The 18540-nt window shown below is 48.3% G+C and carries 12 protein-coding genes; 9 read left to right on the forward strand and 3 right to left on the reverse strand.

From position 1 onward, the window contains the following. The 3 genes from QN379_RS19165 to smc all read right to left on the reverse strand — a co-directional run. Window positions 1-743 (reverse strand): AraC family transcriptional regulator (locus QN379_RS19165; protein ID WP_323507327.1); only part of this gene is annotated, 743 nt, incomplete at its 3' end. A gap of 1353 nt (window positions 744-2096) precedes the next feature. Continuing rightward, on the reverse strand, window positions 2097-3260 hold the full coding sequence (locus QN379_RS19170) for a cell division protein ZipA C-terminal FtsZ-binding domain-containing protein (RefSeq protein ID WP_322239639.1): 1164 nt from the start codon (window positions 3258-3260) through the stop codon (window positions 2097-2099). 636 nt (window positions 3261-3896) lie between these two features. After that, window positions 3897-7418, reverse strand: coding sequence for a chromosome segregation protein SMC (gene smc / locus QN379_RS19175; RefSeq protein ID WP_322239641.1), 3522 nt, complete (start codon window positions 7416-7418; stop codon window positions 3897-3899). Between the two features lie 426 nt (window positions 7419-7844). Between smc and dapC the strand changes: the two genes are divergently transcribed. From dapC to QN379_RS19220, 9 genes are all read left to right on the forward strand, one after another. Beyond that, window positions 7845-9056 (forward strand): succinyldiaminopimelate transaminase, encoded by a 1212-nt coding sequence (gene dapC, locus QN379_RS19180; protein WP_322239643.1) that lies wholly within the window; start codon window positions 7845-7847, stop codon window positions 9054-9056. Window positions 9057-9211: 155 nt separating this feature from the next. Next, window positions 9212-10039, forward strand: a complete 828-nt coding sequence (dapD, locus tag QN379_RS19185) for a 2,3,4,5-tetrahydropyridine-2,6-dicarboxylate N-succinyltransferase (protein ID WP_322239645.1) — start codon at window positions 9212-9214, stop codon at window positions 10037-10039. A 306-nt stretch (window positions 10040-10345) separates the two neighbouring features. Further along, the gene (locus QN379_RS19190; RefSeq protein ID WP_322239647.1) at window positions 10346-11497 is read left to right on the forward strand and encodes a PilT/PilU family type 4a pilus ATPase; all 1152 of its coding nucleotides are present in this window, start codon (window positions 10346-10348) and stop codon (window positions 11495-11497) included. 127 nt (window positions 11498-11624) lie between these two features. Beyond that, window positions 11625-11978, forward strand: coding sequence for an ArsC family reductase (locus QN379_RS19195; RefSeq protein WP_322239649.1), 354 nt, complete (start codon window positions 11625-11627; stop codon window positions 11976-11978). Window positions 11979-11980: 2 nt separating this feature from the next. Then, complete coding sequence (gene dapE, locus QN379_RS19200) at window positions 11981-13123, forward strand: succinyl-diaminopimelate desuccinylase (RefSeq protein WP_322239651.1); 1143 nt, start codon at window positions 11981-11983, stop codon at window positions 13121-13123. Between the two features lie 260 nt (window positions 13124-13383). Further along, complete coding sequence (gene prmB, locus QN379_RS19205; protein ID WP_322239653.1) at window positions 13384-14268, forward strand: 50S ribosomal protein L3 N(5)-glutamine methyltransferase; 885 nt, start codon at window positions 13384-13386, stop codon at window positions 14266-14268. 301 nt (window positions 14269-14569) lie between these two features. After that, window positions 14570-16549: an ATP-binding cassette domain-containing protein gene (locus QN379_RS19210; RefSeq protein WP_322240730.1), complete on the forward strand. Its 1980-nt coding sequence runs from the start codon at window positions 14570-14572 to the stop codon at window positions 16547-16549. Then, entirely contained in the window at window positions 16507-17481 is a 975-nt protein-coding gene (locus tag QN379_RS19215; RefSeq protein WP_322239655.1) for a Rossmann-like and DUF2520 domain-containing protein, read from the forward strand. Before QN379_RS19210 ends, QN379_RS19215 begins: the two co-directional genes overlap by 43 nt. A 208-nt stretch (window positions 17482-17689) precedes the next feature. Next, a complete protein-coding gene (locus tag QN379_RS19220; protein ID WP_322240732.1) occupies window positions 17690-18487 on the forward strand; it encodes a cystine ABC transporter substrate-binding protein in 798 nt (265 codons plus the stop codon). The last annotated feature ends 53 nt before the right edge of the window (window positions 18488-18540 follow it).

Here is an 18540-nt window from a genome sequence, read left to right on the forward strand (position 1 = left end):
TTCGTCAGTAACTCACAAGAACTCTTGATGCGTAGATGGTTGATGTAACTAACGAAAGTCATTCCAGTATGTTTGTGAAAAGCACGTGAGAAGGCGCTAACGCTCTGGCCTGTCAGGGCGGCGAGATCAGGCTCATGCAGTTCATTTGAAAAATTTTTACTGATATACCTTAAGGCGAGATCTATCTTCGATGTCGCAAAGACGTCCGGCTCGGATATGTATTCTGAACTCGCTAGCCGCTTGCGACCGGCATCGCGCGACAGTAGTTCTATTAAAGTTAGAAATAGCTGTACCCGTCGAAAACCATGTGCCTCAGTTAATTCCTGCATCAATGGCTGCGCTAACAAGCCAGTTTCTGGCTCGAATAATAAGCCGCTATGCGATTCTTTTAATAATCTTCTGAGATACCGCAGTTCTGGAAAAATTTTGATTATATTCAAGGCCAACGCACTCGGAAATTGCAGCACAAGACAACGTTGTTTCACCGTCTCGATGCCAGGTAATTCACTGACCCAGTTATGTGCAAGATTAGGCCCTATCATTACCAGGTTTCCCGGAACGAAGGTGCCAATATAATCGCCGACAAAAAATTTTCCCGTTGTGGCAGTCACGAGATGAATTTCGTACTCGGGATGGCGATGCCAGCGGACAGTCTTGTAAGGATAACCATGCGACCAAGCACGAAACGACTCATTACCGCCAAGATGCACAACTTCAATATCTGGCACCATATCAGCACCCAACGCTAATCAGCATATCAGACCTCTGACGCCTGATTCATAGGGCATCTGGCAAACACACGTTTTTGATTTTTTAACGAGTTTTATTTTTATCCATAATTGGACTATGGATAATTCAAAAAGAAAAGCTGTCATTATTTTGTCCCCGCTGGTTGCACTGCGCTGATAGTCGTGCGACATACGGGATGTGCAAAAGGAAGTGCAAATCCCGCGGTCGAAACAGATCACGTCGTTATGGTTTATGTGACTTAGTCTAGATGCTCAATCTTTGAGGGACTACCAAAAAAAGTGCATGCCACGATACTTTTTTGCGATTATTTGACCCTTCACTTTTGAAGTCCGTAGTTCTAGCGAATCACTAAAGATTAAAAAAATTTGTTTTGAAAAATTATTAAGGCATATTTTTTGCCCTAAATCGGGATCGAATAAGCAAGTAATCTGTAGACAATGACCTCTAATGATTAGCGCTAAATACTGCTTCATCACCTCTGTAGACGTTAAGATTTATGAAAAAAGGATGTGACGTGGCACGATTTTTTTTGCCTCTTTTTTTGGACCGGATATGTGTAAGCGTAATTCGGAAAAGTACACTTACGATGCAACTATAAATACGAGGTTGTGAACCGATATAGGACGCATCTTAAGATTTTTCTTAACTTGTGTTCACATCATCAAATCTATCAAACGAATGATCAGATTTTTTAAACTCATGTTGGATACATATAATCCAGGCCAAAAGAGACCGACACATTAAGAAATAAAGTAATCGTGAATGACAAATCTGCATAGTCTGAGCGTGACCAGCAAAGCAGGATATGAACAATAATAAACACCAAAAATATAGGTGAGATTGGACGCATCTGCGCAAGAAGGTTGTGTATATTTATCGCAGGAGCGATGGCGGAGGAGTTGTGGCGTCACATCGAAAAACATGACGAAGGCTAGCATTTCATCGATCATCACGGACTAAAAGCGGCGATTGAAAAATGGAATGCAGGCGTGGCTATCGGCTACTTTGATGAAGGAATATCAGCGGTTACCTCGGCAGAATTGATGGGTGAAATTCGACAGTAAATTTCTAATCTGATTTTCCGAGTACAAGGTACGAATAGCTAAAGATGGCGCAAGAAGAGATGCCGACGGATGCGTCAGTCTCATGTTGCAAGCGCCGGGACATATATACTACCCAACCGCACCACCCGGCTACATCCGTCGGTCACCCAGAGTAATACTAAGGCGGTACGATTATGTATCCATATGTTGAAGCGCAACTGCAACTATTTAAATCTAGCTAGTAGATATTTCAAATTCGATATCGAATAGCTGAAGTCACGACAAAAACTTACGGCAGAAAAATTAACTAAACAAACGCAAAGCGCGCGTGGAACCTGCTGGAATTTCGGCACCGTCCATGTCGAGATAGAACGCATCCACCTGACCAGCGATTTCTGATAATTGCATGTCTGCCAGTGGCTGATTACTGTCATCCACCACCACACCGCTTAAACGCGATGCGAGCGAGCGAGCGCAGGCGACCATCGCACCATAACCATCGCGTGACTGAGAAACGCGTGGAACGTCGAGTAAAAGTGTCAGACGCGCCGTTGTTTCGCTGGTTGCGCTGGCATTTATCGACAGCGAGAACAACACCCCGCCATCGCCATCCGACATAATCAGACGACCTTCCGGGCGGGCATCAAAGCCTTGTCGGGTCAAAGCCGACATCAGCGTCGTTACTGCCCAAGGCGCCCCTTTGGACTGAATATTCACACCCAACTGAGCATCATGTTCAATCACGAATTGATGTAATGCGCGTGCGCCTTGCATCACTTCGGTCATATCAGGAATGTCCGGTTCAGCTCCAAGATCGTCGCATATCTGACGTAAACTTATTACCAATTCAGAATATTCAATCTCGTTCAATGGGTTACTACGATTCGCCATCTGTACACCAGCCATCAACGATTTGTAGATGCCGCCATGTGCAATCGGCTCCCATTCGCCATGACTATCTTCACCTATATAATTAACTGGTTTGTTGCCGACATAGCGCAAATTTTGGAGGACTGGCAAAATCTTATCGCCGCGCACCGGGGCTTCCAACGAAAGTGGAATCACGCAATCAATCAAGCCATCGACAGGTAATTCAATTTGCGGGGGAGCAACGGTCTTTACCATCACCGCCTCCAATCCTGCGACTTCTTCCGCTGCAGACGGCGCGGTCATTTGGCCCTGCGGTTCAATTGCCAATTGCTCTGCAGTCAATTCAATATTATCTTGTGGAATATCGTATGGCACCGATCCGTCGGGTGTGGCTTCTGGAGTAAACAATACGGGCTCATGTCGCTCTGATCGCTCAGACGGAGCCGCTGGCGGTGTCATCAAGACGTCGTCATGTGACGTGGAGAATGCCCGTTCAACACTTTTCTTGGCCTTATATTCTTGCCATTTATTATAAGAGACGACGCCAACAATAATGACACCGCCTATGACGAACAGACTGGTTTGTAGATCGGTCATGCTACTAAGGCCTCGAAAGCGAACATACTGGCAAATACAACGGTGCCGGAGTACGCGCAAATAACGGTTGAAATAGGGAGCTAGTCATGTCCACTGCCCGCAGTCTGGACAGTGATCCCAGGCGGCAATAAGTCTGCGGTAAATTCAGTGGCAGCATAAACTAACGAATAAGTTAATAGTAAATAAGTAATAAGTGGTTAGCAACGGGCGACCAAATTGTTATCGAAGTGGTCCAGATGAAGCAAACAATTCGAAATTAAACCTAAAAAGAGGCGATAAGAAATAAATCGTCTGCCATTGATCATCATCTTCAGCCAACCGATTTTGTCTTCATAAACCTAATTTTCACAATGAATTCGAATTTTGCAATAGTGCATCTACCAATGCATCTACCAATCCATCATTATCAATAAATGTAAGAATAACGCCTACTGTTATTGAATATATTTCATTAACTTTCTTAATTACCGCGGATTAAGTCGGTTATACAGCCGAAGTGACATGACCAATCCCCAAAAAGCCTTTGTCGGACACAAGAATTCAGCTAGTGTTCCCAAAAAGTCATCATTTCGGTATTCTTCATAATGACGGCATAATCACGCGATAACAAATGAAAGACAACATTTCCATTCATCATCAAGCTACAGTCGCAAAGCTTCTGGCGGACTCCATATCCACCGCCACAATGCGCGAAACGCCCTGTTCTTGCATCGTTACGCCAATCAATTGATTCGCCATCTCCATCGCAATTTTGTTATGAGAGATGAACAAAAACTGCGTATGTTCAGACATGCGCTTCACCATATTGCAGAAGCGCTCAGTATTGGCGTCATCCAACGGCGCATCAACTTCGTCTAGTAAACAAAATGGTGCCGGATTCAGTTGGAACATTGAGAACACCAGCGCTGTCGCTGTCAGCGCTTTTTCACCGCCCGACAACAGATGGATCGTGGCGTTCTTCTTGCCCGGCGGTTGTGCCATCACTTGTACGCCGGAATCAAGAATCTCGTCGCCGGTCATAATCAGCTTAGCCTGGCCGCCGCCAAACAAGATCGGGAACAGTTCAGCAAAGTGGCCATTTACCCGATCAAACGTATCCTGCAACAATTCACGTGTTTCAATATCGATCTTGTGAATCGCATCTTGTAGTGTGTTGATCGCTTCGGTCAGGTCAGCATTTTGCGCATCGAGAAAATTCTTACGCTCGGAAGCCTGCGCCAACTCATCCAAGGCCGCCAGATTAACGGCACCCAATCCAGCTATCGCATTCGTCAGCCGGGTGACTTCACCTTGCAAATAAGACGGACGCAAATCGTCATGCAACTTTTCGCTCAATGCGACTTCATCTGCGCCAAACTCGACCAGTTGCTGTGCATATTGCTCTTGGCTCAAACGTGCAGCCTGTTCCTTCAACTGTACTTCCATAATGCGGTCCCGCTGTGGTTGCAAGCTGCGTTCCGCCTGTGTCCGCGTGTCTTCGTGCTGCCGCAAGTTTTGCGATACCTGATCCAACTCGTGCCGTGCATCGGCCAAGGCACGTTCCTGATCCGTGCGCTTGTCCAGCAAGTCTTGCAAACCGGTTTGCGCGGCCTGATCGTCCAGACTCTCTAACTCCAGATGGCCTTGCTGCATATTCGCAAACAACTGCGCCGCTTGTTCCAGTGCAGTAGAAATACTGCGCTTTAATTCTTCGATTTTGTTGCGATGTGACTTTTCAGCGTATTCAGTTTCCTGCGCGCTGCGTTCCAGTTCGCGCAGGCGTTGGCGGGCATCGTTGAGTTGTTGCTCTTTATTAAGATAGTCGGTTTGGCCATCCTCATGCTTTTCCTGCAACTCGCCCAACTCAGCATCGAGTTGTTCAAACTTCGCCTCAGATTCCATCTTAATTTGCTGTTGCTCGTTTTCCTGAGCGGCAATTTCGGCCAGATCGGTCGCGATTTGTGAACTGCGCTGATTGAATCGTTCTTGCAATTCGGAGAGTTTCATCACGTCAATCTGCAAGCTATGCACCGCTTGCGTGAGAGCGTTATGACGAAGGCGCAACTCTTGTAGACGTTGCGTCGCTTGCGTTAACGCCGCCTCAGCGCGTACCGAGCGCGAGCGCGCTTCGTCGGCCAGCATTTGCTGCGCCCGCAATTGTTTGGTGATGTTTTCAATCTCTTGCTGGCGCGCCAACATTCCGTCCTGCTCCGAATCGGAAGCATAGAACCGCACGCTGGTTTTACTAATCACGTGCCCTTGGCGGGTCACAAAACAAGCGCCTACCGGCAATTTGCTACGTTCGGCAAACGCCGTTACGGTGTCGTCTGCCACAAATACGTTGTGCAACCAATCTTGCATTAATGCGCGCAAGCCCGGATCGTTGAGCTGCATCAAATTCAGGAAGGGCTTAAAACCGGCTGGAACGGGGACGCTGCTTTCTGATGCTATCCCGCTAGGCGTGAATAATGCGAGTTTCCCTGGAGGCGCATCGTTAAAAAAGCCTTTGGCCCAGTCCAGATTCGACATTTCCAGGGCAGATGTACGCTCGCGCAAAACCGATTCGAGTGCAGTTTCCCAGCCTTGATCGATGTGCAGCTTTTGCCATAGACGTGGCAACTCGGCAAGCTCATGCTTTTGCAACCATGGCTGCACCTTGCCCTGACTCTGCACGCTTTCCTGCAATTGCTTTAGAGCCGTCAGACGGGCTTCTAATTGCGCATTGTTTGCAGTTTCGGTATTCACCTGCTGCTGTGCGGTGCGCCGCTCTTCTTCAAGACGCGGTTGTTGCTCTTGCGCCTCTTCCAGCTGCATGCTGACCTCTTCCAGCCCAGCCTGCTTTTCTTCGAGCTGCATTTTGAGGTTGGTCAAATGCGTGGTGTCTGGCAAGTTCAGTCCACTTTTTTCCTGCGACAAGCGCTCGCGGCGACCGGTCAGGCCATTCAAAATATTCGAGGCGTTACGCTGATGCGTTGATTCCAGCTCGATTTGCTGCTGGAATTGCATGATTTTGGCGCGTGACTCTGTAGTTTTGAGTTGCGCCTCACGCCATAATTGTTCCAGTGCCGGCACGTGATCACTATGCTGTTGCGCGGTAACTTGCGATTGCTCTACGCGGGCGGCCAACTCTTCAAGGTGAATCTCTGCTTCCGACAAATCATCCTGGTGCTGCGTGCTTTGGCGTTGCCATTGGTCGCGCTGCGCGGTCAATGAATTGAGTTGCGACTGAAGGCGATTGCGCGATTCGATAACAAATTTGATTTGCGCTTCCAGACTGCCGATTTCAGAATTGGTCTGATACAAATGGCCCTGCGCCTGATGCATGCGGTCACCCGCTGCATAGTGCGATTGCCGCATATGCTCAAGTTCTGTTTCAACATGCCGCAATTTGGCAGTTTGCTCTTCTAAATCTGTCTGCGCTTTTTCGATCTCGCGGAAAAATTTTTCTTGCTCGGCTTTGGCTTCGTTCTTGCGCAATAACCACAACAATTTTTGTTTTTCTTCCTGATCACCTTGCAATGCATGGAATTTATGCGCAACAGCCGCTTGCGCCTCTAATTTTTCGAGGTTACTGTTCAACTCCCGCAGAATATCTTCCACGCGCAAAAGATTGTCGCGGGTGTCGTTCAGCCGATTTTCAGTTTCACGGCGGCGCTCCTTATATTTAGACACGCCCGCGGCTTCTTCCAGGAAAATCCGTAATTCTTCAGGCCGCGCTTCAATAATGCGGGAAATCATCCCTTGTCCAATAATCGCGTAGGCGCGTGGTCCCAAACCCGTACCCATGAAAATATCCTGGATATCGCGACGTCGAACTGATTGATTATTGATGTAATAAGTAGACGTTCCGTCGCGCGTCAGCGTACGCTTAACCGCAATTTCAGCATATTGGCCCCATTGTCCGCTGGCTTTGCCCATCCCGTTATCAAAAACGAGCTCCACAGACGAGCGACCCGCAGGCTTACGATGTGACGAGCCATTAAAAATGACGTCCTGCATCGACTCACCGCGCAACTCGGAAGCTTTGGATTCACCCAAAACCCAGCGCACGGCATCAATAATATTGGATTTTCCGCAACCATTCGGACCGACTACACCGACCAGTTGGCCAGGAACCTGAAAATTGGTTGGATCAACGAAAGACTTGAATCCCGCTAATTTAATGGAAGTTAGACGCACGTTATTGACTATTCTTATCAAAGTCGGCGAATACAGCGCCGCCGCATTCAAAATGCATAAAAGCGAGAAAAATCTCGCAAAGGATCAGCATCATAACATTCGACGTGACCTCCGTTGACGCGGAAAAGGTCAAAAATAGTGATAACCCATACAATCGTAAAGAGGCAATAGTTGGAGGGTGACTCTAACGTAGTAAAAACGTGTCTTCCACACCGCCTTAAATCATTTTATTTAATAGCCATTAAGGAACAAAGTACGCTCAAGATTGCACCAAAGAAAATATTTCTTCAAGTTTATAAGCAGTACTCCACACACTACCCCCGCTTATTTGCCTCTGTGTATTTAGTTCTGTGTATTTACTTCTGTATATAATGCGAAATACGCTTTTTTGCCTTACGAATCCTTTTTCTGCCATTTAAAATCTCCGTGAATCCACTACTAGACCAGTTGCAGCCTTATCCATTTGAAAAACTGCGGATGCTCTTTTCCGACGTCACCCCAAATACAGCCTATAAACCGATCAGCCTCGGGATCGGTGAGCCTAAGCATCCGACGCCAGCTTTTATACGGCAAGCGCTAGCAGACAATCTGGACGGTCTCGCCAGTTATCCGAGCACAGCCGGAAGCGAAGCCCTACGGAAATCAATCGCAGGATGGTTAGAACGCCGCTATAACTTGCCCGCGCTCAACGCTACTACGCAAATCCTCCCAGTTAGCGGCTCTCGAGAAGCCTTGTTCGCCTTGGCACAAACCGTAGTGGACCCCTCTGATCGTGATGCATTGGTCATGTGCCCCAATCCGTTTTATCAAATTTACGAAGGCGCAGCGTATTTGTCGGGCGCGCAACCGTATTTTGTTAATTCAGACGCAAATCGCAACTTTGCGCCGGATTACAGCAACGTGCCGGAAAATGTCTGGGCGCGCGTTAAACTCCTTTATTTGTGTTCGCCGGGTAATCCAACAGGTGCGGTACTGACTCTGGACGACTGGAAAGAACTGTTTGCGCTCTCAGATCGTTATGGATTTATCATCGCCGCCGACGAGTGTTACTCAGAAATATATTTCAAACCGGAAGCGCCACTCGGCAGCCTGGAAGCAGCACATCGTTTAGGACGCGATGGCTACCCGCGCCTGATCACGTTCTCCAGCTTATCCAAACGCTCCAATGTACCGGGCATGCGCTCGGGCTTTGTCGCTGGTGACGCTTCTATTTTGAAAAAGTTTTTGCTCTATCGCACCTATCACGGTGCTGCGATGAGCCCTTCGGTGCAATCAGCATCAATAGCAGCCTGGAACGACGAAACCCATGTTGCAGAAAATCGTGCAAAATACATCACCAAATTTCAGCAAGTGACACCATTGTTGCAAGAGGTATTGGACGTATCGCTCCCTGACGCGGGATTTTACTTATGGGCTAAAGTCGATAAATGCACTACGCTTTCAGATGTCGACTTCGCCAAGTGCCTGTATGCCGAATATAATGTCACGGTCTTACCGGGAAGCTATCTTGCCCGTGATGCACATGGCATCAATCCAGGTCAACAGCGTATTCGAATGGCACTGGTCGCAGAAGTCGACGAATGCCTTGAGGCGGCACATCGCATTGTTAAATTCGTTCACGGTTTACAAAACCAATAAACGTACCAAATTTGTTCACCACTGGTAGTGACTGTCGATAACGACTAATAAGTACAATCATCAATAGTAGTAGTCAATAGTCACCCGCGGCGTCTGAGCGCTTTTCACACACATCGTGTTTAATAACATTTTTTTAACTTTTAACTGACAAAATCATGACTCAATCTCTAGAACAATTTATTGACCAAGCCTGGGAACAGCGCACTGAATTCTCACCTAAAACGGCCCCTTCCGACCTGCGCGCAGCGGTCGCCAAAGTGATCGCCGAGTTAAATCAAGGTACCTTGCGCGTCGCTGAAAAAATCGACGGCAACTGGATTGTTAATCAGTGGATCAAAAAGGCCGTGCTGTTGTCATTCCGCCTGGAAGACAACATGCCGATGCCTGCAGGTGAAAATATGCAATTCTATGACAAGGTTCCGACCAAATTTGCGAACTACACAGCGGATGATTTCGCCAAAGGCGGTTTCCGCGTGGTGCCACCGGCGGTCGCACGTCACGGTAGCTTCATCGGCAAAAACGTCGTTCTGATGCCTTCTTTTGTCAACATCGGCGCATATGTCGACGAAGGCACGATGGTTGATGCTTGGGCAACGGTTGGCTCTTGCGCCCAAATTGGTAAAAACGTCCACCTGTCCGGCGGCGTTGGTATTGGTGGTGTTCTGGAGCCTATGCAAGCCAATCCGACCATTATTGAAGACAATTGCTTCATCGGTGCGCGATCGGAAATCGTCGAAGGCGTCGTAGTTGAAGAAAACTCAGTCATTTCGATGGGCGTCTATATCGGTCAATCAACCAAAATTTATGACCGCGCAACGGGCGAAGTAACTTACGGCCGCATTCCGTCGGGCTCAGTCGTCGTTTCTGGCAACCTGCCATCCGCCGATGGCAAATACAGTCTGTATTGCGCTGTTATCGTTAAACGTGTGGATGCAAAAACACGTGCAAAAACAGCTATTAACGAACTACTACGCGACGCTTAATAAGTAACGCAAAATAAATAAGCCTCGGAACCAACGTGTGCACTGGTTCCGTTTCTTATTTTAAATATAAATTTACCACTTAGTTTTGTTGATATTTTTTGCTTATTTCGTGATTATTCAATCCAGACCGAACGCCATAAAGCAAAATTGAAACTAAAGTGACTTGTTTAGGACTTACTCAAAATTGTCCCAGCAACGGGCTTGCCAACTCTGTCGATGCAGACAGTAGCGACTTTGGCTAGGAACGCACAAAGCCGCTGGGGCGATTTTGCGTAAGTCCTGACACCTATTTTTTGAGGAACCCTTATGGCAATGGATCGCTTGTTCCGTCTGATGCAGGAAAAAGAAGCATCGGATATGTTCCTGACCATCAACTCGGCAATCCACCTTAAGATTAAAGGTCAGTTGGTACCGATCAATCAGCAAAAAATGGATAAGGCAACCATTCTTCTGCTATTGAACGAAGTTGTGCCGGTCGCGCGGTTGCAAGAGCTGGAACGCGATAAAGAACTGAATATGGGTTTACACATCAGCGGAATCGGTAGTTTCCGACTGTCGGTATTCAAGCAACGCGGCAATATCTCCGCAGTTATTCGTTATGTTCCATTCGACATTCCGGCGTTTGAAAGTCTTGGCTTACCCCCCGTTCTGATGGAACTAATCAACCGCAAACGCGGTTTGCTCCTTGTCGTTGGTGCCTGCGGCTCAGGCAAATCGACGACAATTGCATCAATGCTGGACTATCGCAATAAAACCCAGGCCGGTCACATTCTGACGCTCGAAGATCCGATTGAATTTTTATTCAAGAATGAGCGCTCGATCGTCAATCAACGTGAGCTCGGAATTGATACCGACAATCTCGACGTTGCACTCAAAAACGCTTTACGGCAGGCCCCCGATTGTATTTTGATCGGAGAAATCCGCGACAGAGAAACGATGTCAGCGGCACTTGCCTATGCCCAATCAGGCCACTTGGTGGTGTCAACGTTGCATGCAAATAATAGTTACCGCGCTTTAAATCGGATGATCGGCTTTTTCCCTCTGGAAAATCGTGCAACCTTGCTTGAAGATCTGGCATCAACATTAACTGCCATCGTGTCGCAACGGCTGGTCAACACAACAGACGATAAACGTACGCCAGCGGTTGAGATTATGCTCAACACCAGGCATATATCTGAGCTAATGGAAGATGGAAAAATCGGTCAGATTAAAGATGCCATGGAAAAAAGTATGGCGCCAGGCTCACAGACCTTTGAGCAAGCACTGATGCGATTGATCGAAGAAGGTATCATTACGCAAGAAGAAGCACTTTCTCAAGCCGATTCCCCTAGCAATTTATACTGGCTCATCAGCAACGCCAGTGACAATGGCGCTGCGTCCAAAAAAACAAACACCGTACCACCTTCTCCAGATAAAGGCGAAGGCCCGACCTACACTGAGTTTACGCTTGATTTATAGCAATCTTTAAAGGTTTAGCAGCGGAGCCGATATATATCGCCTTATAGCCAGCTCCGTGCGCAGCTAAAGCGCACGTTGCTTCGATTTATACTCATCGTCCATATCACTCAAAAGAATGTAACCTCGCATGGCAATTACCCTTTATGGCATCCCGAATTGCGACACAGTTAAAAAAGCCCGCACCTGGCTTGAAGATCAAGAGATCGCCTACACGTTTCATAATTTTAAAAAAGATGGCGTCAGCGTCGCCCTGATCAACACATGGCTCGCCGATATCCCCTGGGACGTGCTGGTGAATCGCAAAGGCACAATCTGGCGCAATCTATCTGACCAGCGCCGCGCCAGCATTACCGACAGTATCAGTGCGACGCCTTTGATGATGGAGTTCCCTTCCGTTATCAAGCGGCCGGTATTATTTACTGGCAAAAACACCTACGTCGGCTTTTCCGACGCGCTTTATCAACAGATTTTTAATCAATAACTATGTCAAATACCGTCGTCAGCAAAACCCTTGCACTTGCAGAGGAGTTGATCTCCTTATCTTCCGTCACACCACAGGACAAAGGATGTCAGGACCGTCTGATCGAACTCCTTTCTCCGCTTGGCTTTGTCTGCGAAACGATTCAGTCTGGTGATGTCACCAATCTCTGGGCCCGTAAAGGCACCACGCAACCATTACTGGTGTTTGCTGGTCACACAGATGTAGTGCCAACTGGTCCACGTGACCAATGGCAATCAGACCCCTTTCTGCCCAGCCATCGTGATGGCAAATTATATGGACGTGGTGCCGCCGACATGAAAACCTCGATTGCCGCCATGGTGGTGGCAGTCGAAGAGTTTACGCTGGCCCATCCAAATCATTCCGGCTCTATAGGTTTTTTGATTACCAGTGATGAAGAAGGTCCTGCCACCGACGGGACCGTGGTGGTCTGCGAAAAGTTAAAAGCCCGCGGTGAACAGCTCGATTATTGTATCGTCGGCGAACCGACTTCCAGCGGTGAACTCGGCGATATGATCAAAAATGGCCGACGCGGGACGATGTCAGGCAAGCTCATCATCAAAGGCGTGCAAGGCCACATCGCTTATCCGCACTTGGCTAAAAATCCACTCCACCTGGCGATGCCAGCACTAGCGGAGTTAGCTGCGGAAAAGTGGGATGACGCTAACGAGTACTATTTGCCAACTTCTTGGCAAATGTCAAACATTCACGGTGGAACCGGTGCATCAAACGTCATTCCTGGCGAAATGGTCATTGATTTCAATTTTCGCTTTTCAACAGCCAGTACGGTAGAAGACCTGCAACAGCGCGTCCAAGCGATTCTAGACAAACATGCACTCGAATACTCGCTGGCGTGGATTATCGGCGGTCGCCCATTTTTGACACCACGTGGCGCATTGAGCGCGGCTTTAGCATCTGCCATCAAGGCAGAAACCGGGATTGAAACCGAATTATCGACAACTGGGGGGACTTCTGATGGACGTTTTATTGCGCAAATCTGTCCTCAAGTCATCGAATTTGGTCCCCCTAATGGCAGCATTCACAAAATCGATGAACACATTGAAGTGCGCTTTATCGATCCATTGAAAAATATCTATCGTAAGACGCTCGAAAATTTGCTGCCGTAATTTGCTGCCGTAATCCGGTATGCAATCGCCTTGTCGTTAGAGCGACAAGGCGATGAACTCACCTCCTCCCAGCTAAATACAATAACGACCAAAACATAGGCATTCAAGATGTCGCCTTTTATTTACGTTTTGTATGCGATTAATCGGATCTTTCTGCTCAACGCTTTCATATAGAACGGCAGCGAGAAATACACATCAATAGTCGACCAACATTGCGCCTCTTCTTCTCGTCAGCGCTCATAACATCTATAATCCGTCCCATGACACCCAATTCTTTCGCCACCATCCGCGATTTGCTGCGCTACGCAGTCACTCGCTTTAACACCGAAGCACTATTCTTTGGCCACGGCAGCAGCACAGCCCTAGACGAAGCCGCCTATCTGATCCTGCATACATTAAAGCTGCCACTCGATAAAATCGAGCCGTTTTTTGACGCGCGATTGTTGCAGCAAGAAGTGGACACAGTGCTACGCGTCATCGAACGCCGCAGCACTGACCGCGTTCCCGCCGCTTACATCACGCAAGAAGCATGGCTCGGCGATTACCGCTTTTATGTTGATGAAAGGGTGATCGTTCCACGGTCGTTTATTGCTGAACTGATTCCCGATTTCTTTTCGCCATGGGTTCAAAATCCCGCAGCAGTCACCAACATCCTGGAATTGTGCACCGGTTCTGGCTGCTTGCCGATCATGTTGGCGGATGCCTTTGGCAACGCGCATGTTGACACTGCTGACATTTCTGCCGATGCGTTGGCGGTAGCGCGGCGCAATGTAGACGATTACGACTTGCAAGATCGGATCACTCTCATCGAATCTGATTTGTATACCAACGTACCTGACAAAAAATATGACCTGATCGTTACCAATCCGCCGTACGTTAATACTGGCTCAATGGGTAAGTTACCGAGAGAATATCTGGCGGAACCGCAGATTGCTTTAGCTGGCGGTAGTGACGGAATGGATTTAGTGCGTACAATCGTGGCTGGTGCAAAACAACGCCTGACCAAAAACGGTGTGTTGATCGTGGAAATCGGTAACGAACGCGCATTTGCCGAAGCAGCATTCCCTGATATGGAAATGACATGGGTATCGACCAGCGCGGGCGATGACATGGTGTTTTTATTAACAGCCGATCAGCTGCCTTAACAACAAGAAGATGCCAGAATTTAGGCAAATTGATAAAAGCGCCTTATCATAGGCGCTTTCTTTTTTAGGGAAGCACGCTAAAAGTGGCAGGAAGGGTTAAATATCCGACGATTTTGGGTGTTTAATAGTCTTTCCTGACTTACTGAAGATTCAATCAATGATTGACCGCCATAATTGATGCTAAATGTGCTTCCAGGCATGCAGCATTTATTCTGGTCAATGTGAATACTGCGTCACTTAGCTTCCCCCAACGCATTTCCAACACACCATTTTCATGATACGTTTCCTACAAGTTTCAATGATGCGCGGCATCAAGCCGCTGCTCGACAAAGTCGATATTACCCTCAATCCGGGTGACAAAATCGGCCTGATCGGGGCTAACGGCGCCGGTAAATCAAGCCTGTTCGGACTATTACGCGGCGAACTTCACGCCGATGCCGGCGAGATCGACTTTCCCTCCAAATGGCGCATGGCATACGTCGCGCAGGAAACCCCTGCCCTTGACCGTCCAGCGTTGGAATACGCCATTGATGGCGACATCACGCTGCGTCGTCTGGAAGAAGAATTGGCTTTTCTGGAAAGTGAACCGGAAAGCGCTGCCAATGGCACGTTGATCGGCGATTTGTATAGTGCGCTGGCCGACGCCGATGCGTACACGGTGCGCTCACGTGGTGAACAATTATTGACCGGCCTTGGTTTCTCAATGGCACAAATGCAAGAACCCGTCGCCAGTTTTTCCGGTGGTTGGCGTATGCGTTTGAATCTGGCGCAAGCGCTGATGTGTCCGTCCGACTTGTTGCTGCTTGATGAACCGACCAACCATTTGGATCTTGATGCCATTATCTGGCTCGAAGACTGGCTCAAACGCTATACTGGCACACTGATTATCATCTCGCATGATCGCGACTTCCTTGACGGCGTCGTCAATGTCATCGTGCATATCGACGAACGCAAATTGAAGCGTTATACCGGCAACTATTCATCATTCGAACGACAACGTGCTGCGCAAATGATTCTGGCCGCTGGTGCGCTTGAAAAGCAAACCCGTCAACGCGCACATCTTGAATCATTTATCAGTCGCTTCAAGGCGCAGGCAAGCAAAGCCCGTCAAGCGCAAAGCCGGATGAAAGCACTCGCCAAAATGGAAGAGCTGGCACCACTGCGCGCCGCTGCTGAATTTTCTTTTGAGTTTCGTGAGCCACTGAGTGCGCCTAATCCGTTATTGACGATGGAAGATGTCAGCGCCGGTTATCGGATTGAAAGCGCAACCAGCCATGATGTCACGGAAAAAGTTATCATCGCCGGGATCAACTTCTCACTGCAAATTGGTCAGCGAATTGGATTGCTGGGCGTCAATGGTGCGGGTAAATCAACCTTCATCAAAACCATTGCAGAGGAACTGAAACCACTGCACGGTGACGCCCAGTTCGGTAAAGGTTTGTCGATTGGCTATTTTGCCCAGCATCAAGTTGAAATGCTGCGTCATGACGAATCACCGTTATGGCATTTGGCAAAAATTGCGCCGACGACGCGTGAACAAGAACTACGCAATTTCTTGGGTAGCTTTAACTTCAACGGCCCGATGGTAACCAGTTCTATCGCACCGTTCTCCGGTGGCGAAAAAGCCCGTCTGGCCTTAGCCTTGATCGTCTGGCAGCGCCCCAACCTGCTGCTGCTGGATGAGCCGACCAACCATCTGGACCTGGAAACCCGCGAAGCGTTGACCATGGCGCTGGCGCAATTCGAAGGCACGCTGGTACTGGTATCGCATGATCGTCATCTGTTACGCGCAACGACCGATCAATTCATTATCGTTGCCGATGGCAAAGTGGAACCGTTTGACGGCGATCTGGACGACTACAAAGACTGGCTATTCAAAACCAAGCTTGCTGCCAAAAACGTTGGTAAAGATGCCGGCTTACCTAAAACCAAGGAAACCGCAAAAATCACCAGCGCAGTCGCACCCGCCGCAGCGCCGCAGGTTGACAGCGCAGACCGCCGCGAACAAAAACGTCAGGATGCAGAGGCGCGTCAAAAACTCGCGTCGTTGAAAAAGCCGATCGAATCAAAGATCAAACGTTTAGATGAGCAGTTAGCAAAACGTAACGCACAAAAAGCAACCGTTGATACGCATCTGGCCAATCCGGAAGTGTACGATAAAGATAAGAAGAAAGAGCTCACAACTTTGCTGACCGATCAGGCGTTTTACGCCAAAGAGTTGGCACAACTGGAGGCTGAATGGCTAGAACAGCAGGAAGCATTGGAACAGCTGGGCAACTAACCAAGGTGCGCAATACTGCAGATAAGACGATTGACGGTATTGACTCCTCCGATGCTAAAGATGCCAAAGATGATGCAGCTGGCCAGCAAAACGCTGGTCACGCTTCCCGTGTATCAACCTTTTCCATCATTGGTTGCGGTAAAGTGGGAAAAACGCTTGCGCGGCTTTGGCGCGCGCACCAGACATTCCAGTTACTGGACATACTAAATCGCTCGTCCGACAGCGCACAGCGAGCCTGCGCGTTCATCGGCGGCGGTACTCCCGTCAACACCTATGCCGAGTTGCGCCACGCAGACGTCTACCTGATCGCTGCTGGTGACGATCAGATAGCCGCCTGTTGTGCAGCACTTGCCGCTAGTGGAAAGCTCTCTGCGCGCAGCGTCGTCTTCCATTGCAGCGGCGCGTTAAGTTCCGATACACTGATTTCTGCGGCCGAGCAAGGCGCAGCAGTTGCCAGTATTCATCCAATTCGTAGCTTTGCCGATCCACAAACGGTTGTTGAAGACTTCGCCGGCACTTACTGCGGCAGCGAAGGAGACAGCATAGCGCTCGCCCGACTGATTCCCGCGTTCGACGCCATAGGCGGATGTTGCGTCGCCATCAAACGCGAAAACAAAATTTTGTATCACGCAGCAGCTGTATTTGCATCAAACTATCTGGTAACGCTAATCGATGTGGCCCGCCAAGCATATGTAGAGGCGGGTTTGGCGCCCGACGTTGCACTACGCTTAATCGAACCACTGCTCATTGAAAGCGCCACTAACGCCTTTAAGCTAGGCCCGGCAATCGCCCTTACCGGCCCGATTGCGCGTGGCGACATGGACACCGTCAAGCGACAACGTGACGCGGTGCAGCATTGGAACCCCGAAATTGCCGGGCTATACCAACAGTTTGAAGGATTGACGTTGCATCTGGCGCGACAAAAACCCTAAAGAAATTCATAAAAGATTTTTCTTTTTACTAAACAACTATCTAACAACCAAACCATTACTTCCCATTCGTCAGGATGAGCGCTTAATATAGTCGTTAAAATTTTTATCAACATATACACACGGATGGCCCAAGTCCGCAATTTGCTAATCCCTTTAGCTTAGCGATATCACTCAATTCACACCGACCGAAGGATTAAAAATGGCTTCAATAAAACTTTCCAGTCTGACCAAAATCGCCGCTGCCGTTCTTATCTCCAGTTTAGCGGTCAGCGCTTTTGCCGCCGACCTTCTCGATACGATCAAAGCACGCGGAACACTCAAAGTAGCAATGGAAGGCAATTACCCTCCATTCAACTTTAAAGACCCTAAAAATGGTCAACTTACCGGCTTTGAAGTCGACGTGGCTAATTTGATCGCAGCCAAACTCGGCGTAAAAACAGAGTTCACCACGACTGAATGGAGTGGCATTCTGGCGGGCCTGGGTGCAGGAAAATATGACGTGATTCTGAATCAGGTTGGCATCACCGATGAGCGCAAAAAAGCATTCGATTTTTCTATTCCGTACACGATTTCCAGTGCGCAGCTGATCGTCCGTAAAGATGAAAAACGCAACTTCACTAGCCTGGAAGATTTAAAAGGTAAAAAACTTGGTCTGGGACAAGGCACCAACTTCGAACAAAAAGCGAAAAGTGTCCCAGGTATTGATGTCAAAACGTATCCAGGCTCGCCAGAATATTTATCAGATCTGGCAAGCGGTCGAATTGATGCAGCCTTGAATGACAGCTTGTTGGTTGGCTATTTGTTAAAAAATACCAAGCTACCGTTAAAAGCCGGTGCACCAATTGGCGCAGTCGATAAAATTGGTATTCCGTTCCAAAAAGGCAACCCAAAATTTCAGGCTGCTCTTGACAAAGCCATTGAAGACATCCTGAAGGATGGCAGTTTTAAACAAGTGTCGATGAAATGGTTCGGTATCGATGTCAGCAAACCGCCGACTGCAAAGTGATAGCATTTGCGACGTATCATTTGTAAGCCAAAGAGATTTTTTCGGCGATAATC

The organism is Glaciimonas sp. Gout2, assembly GCF_035018905.1.
Taxonomy (GTDB): Bacteria; Pseudomonadota; Gammaproteobacteria; order Burkholderiales; family Burkholderiaceae_D; genus Glaciimonas.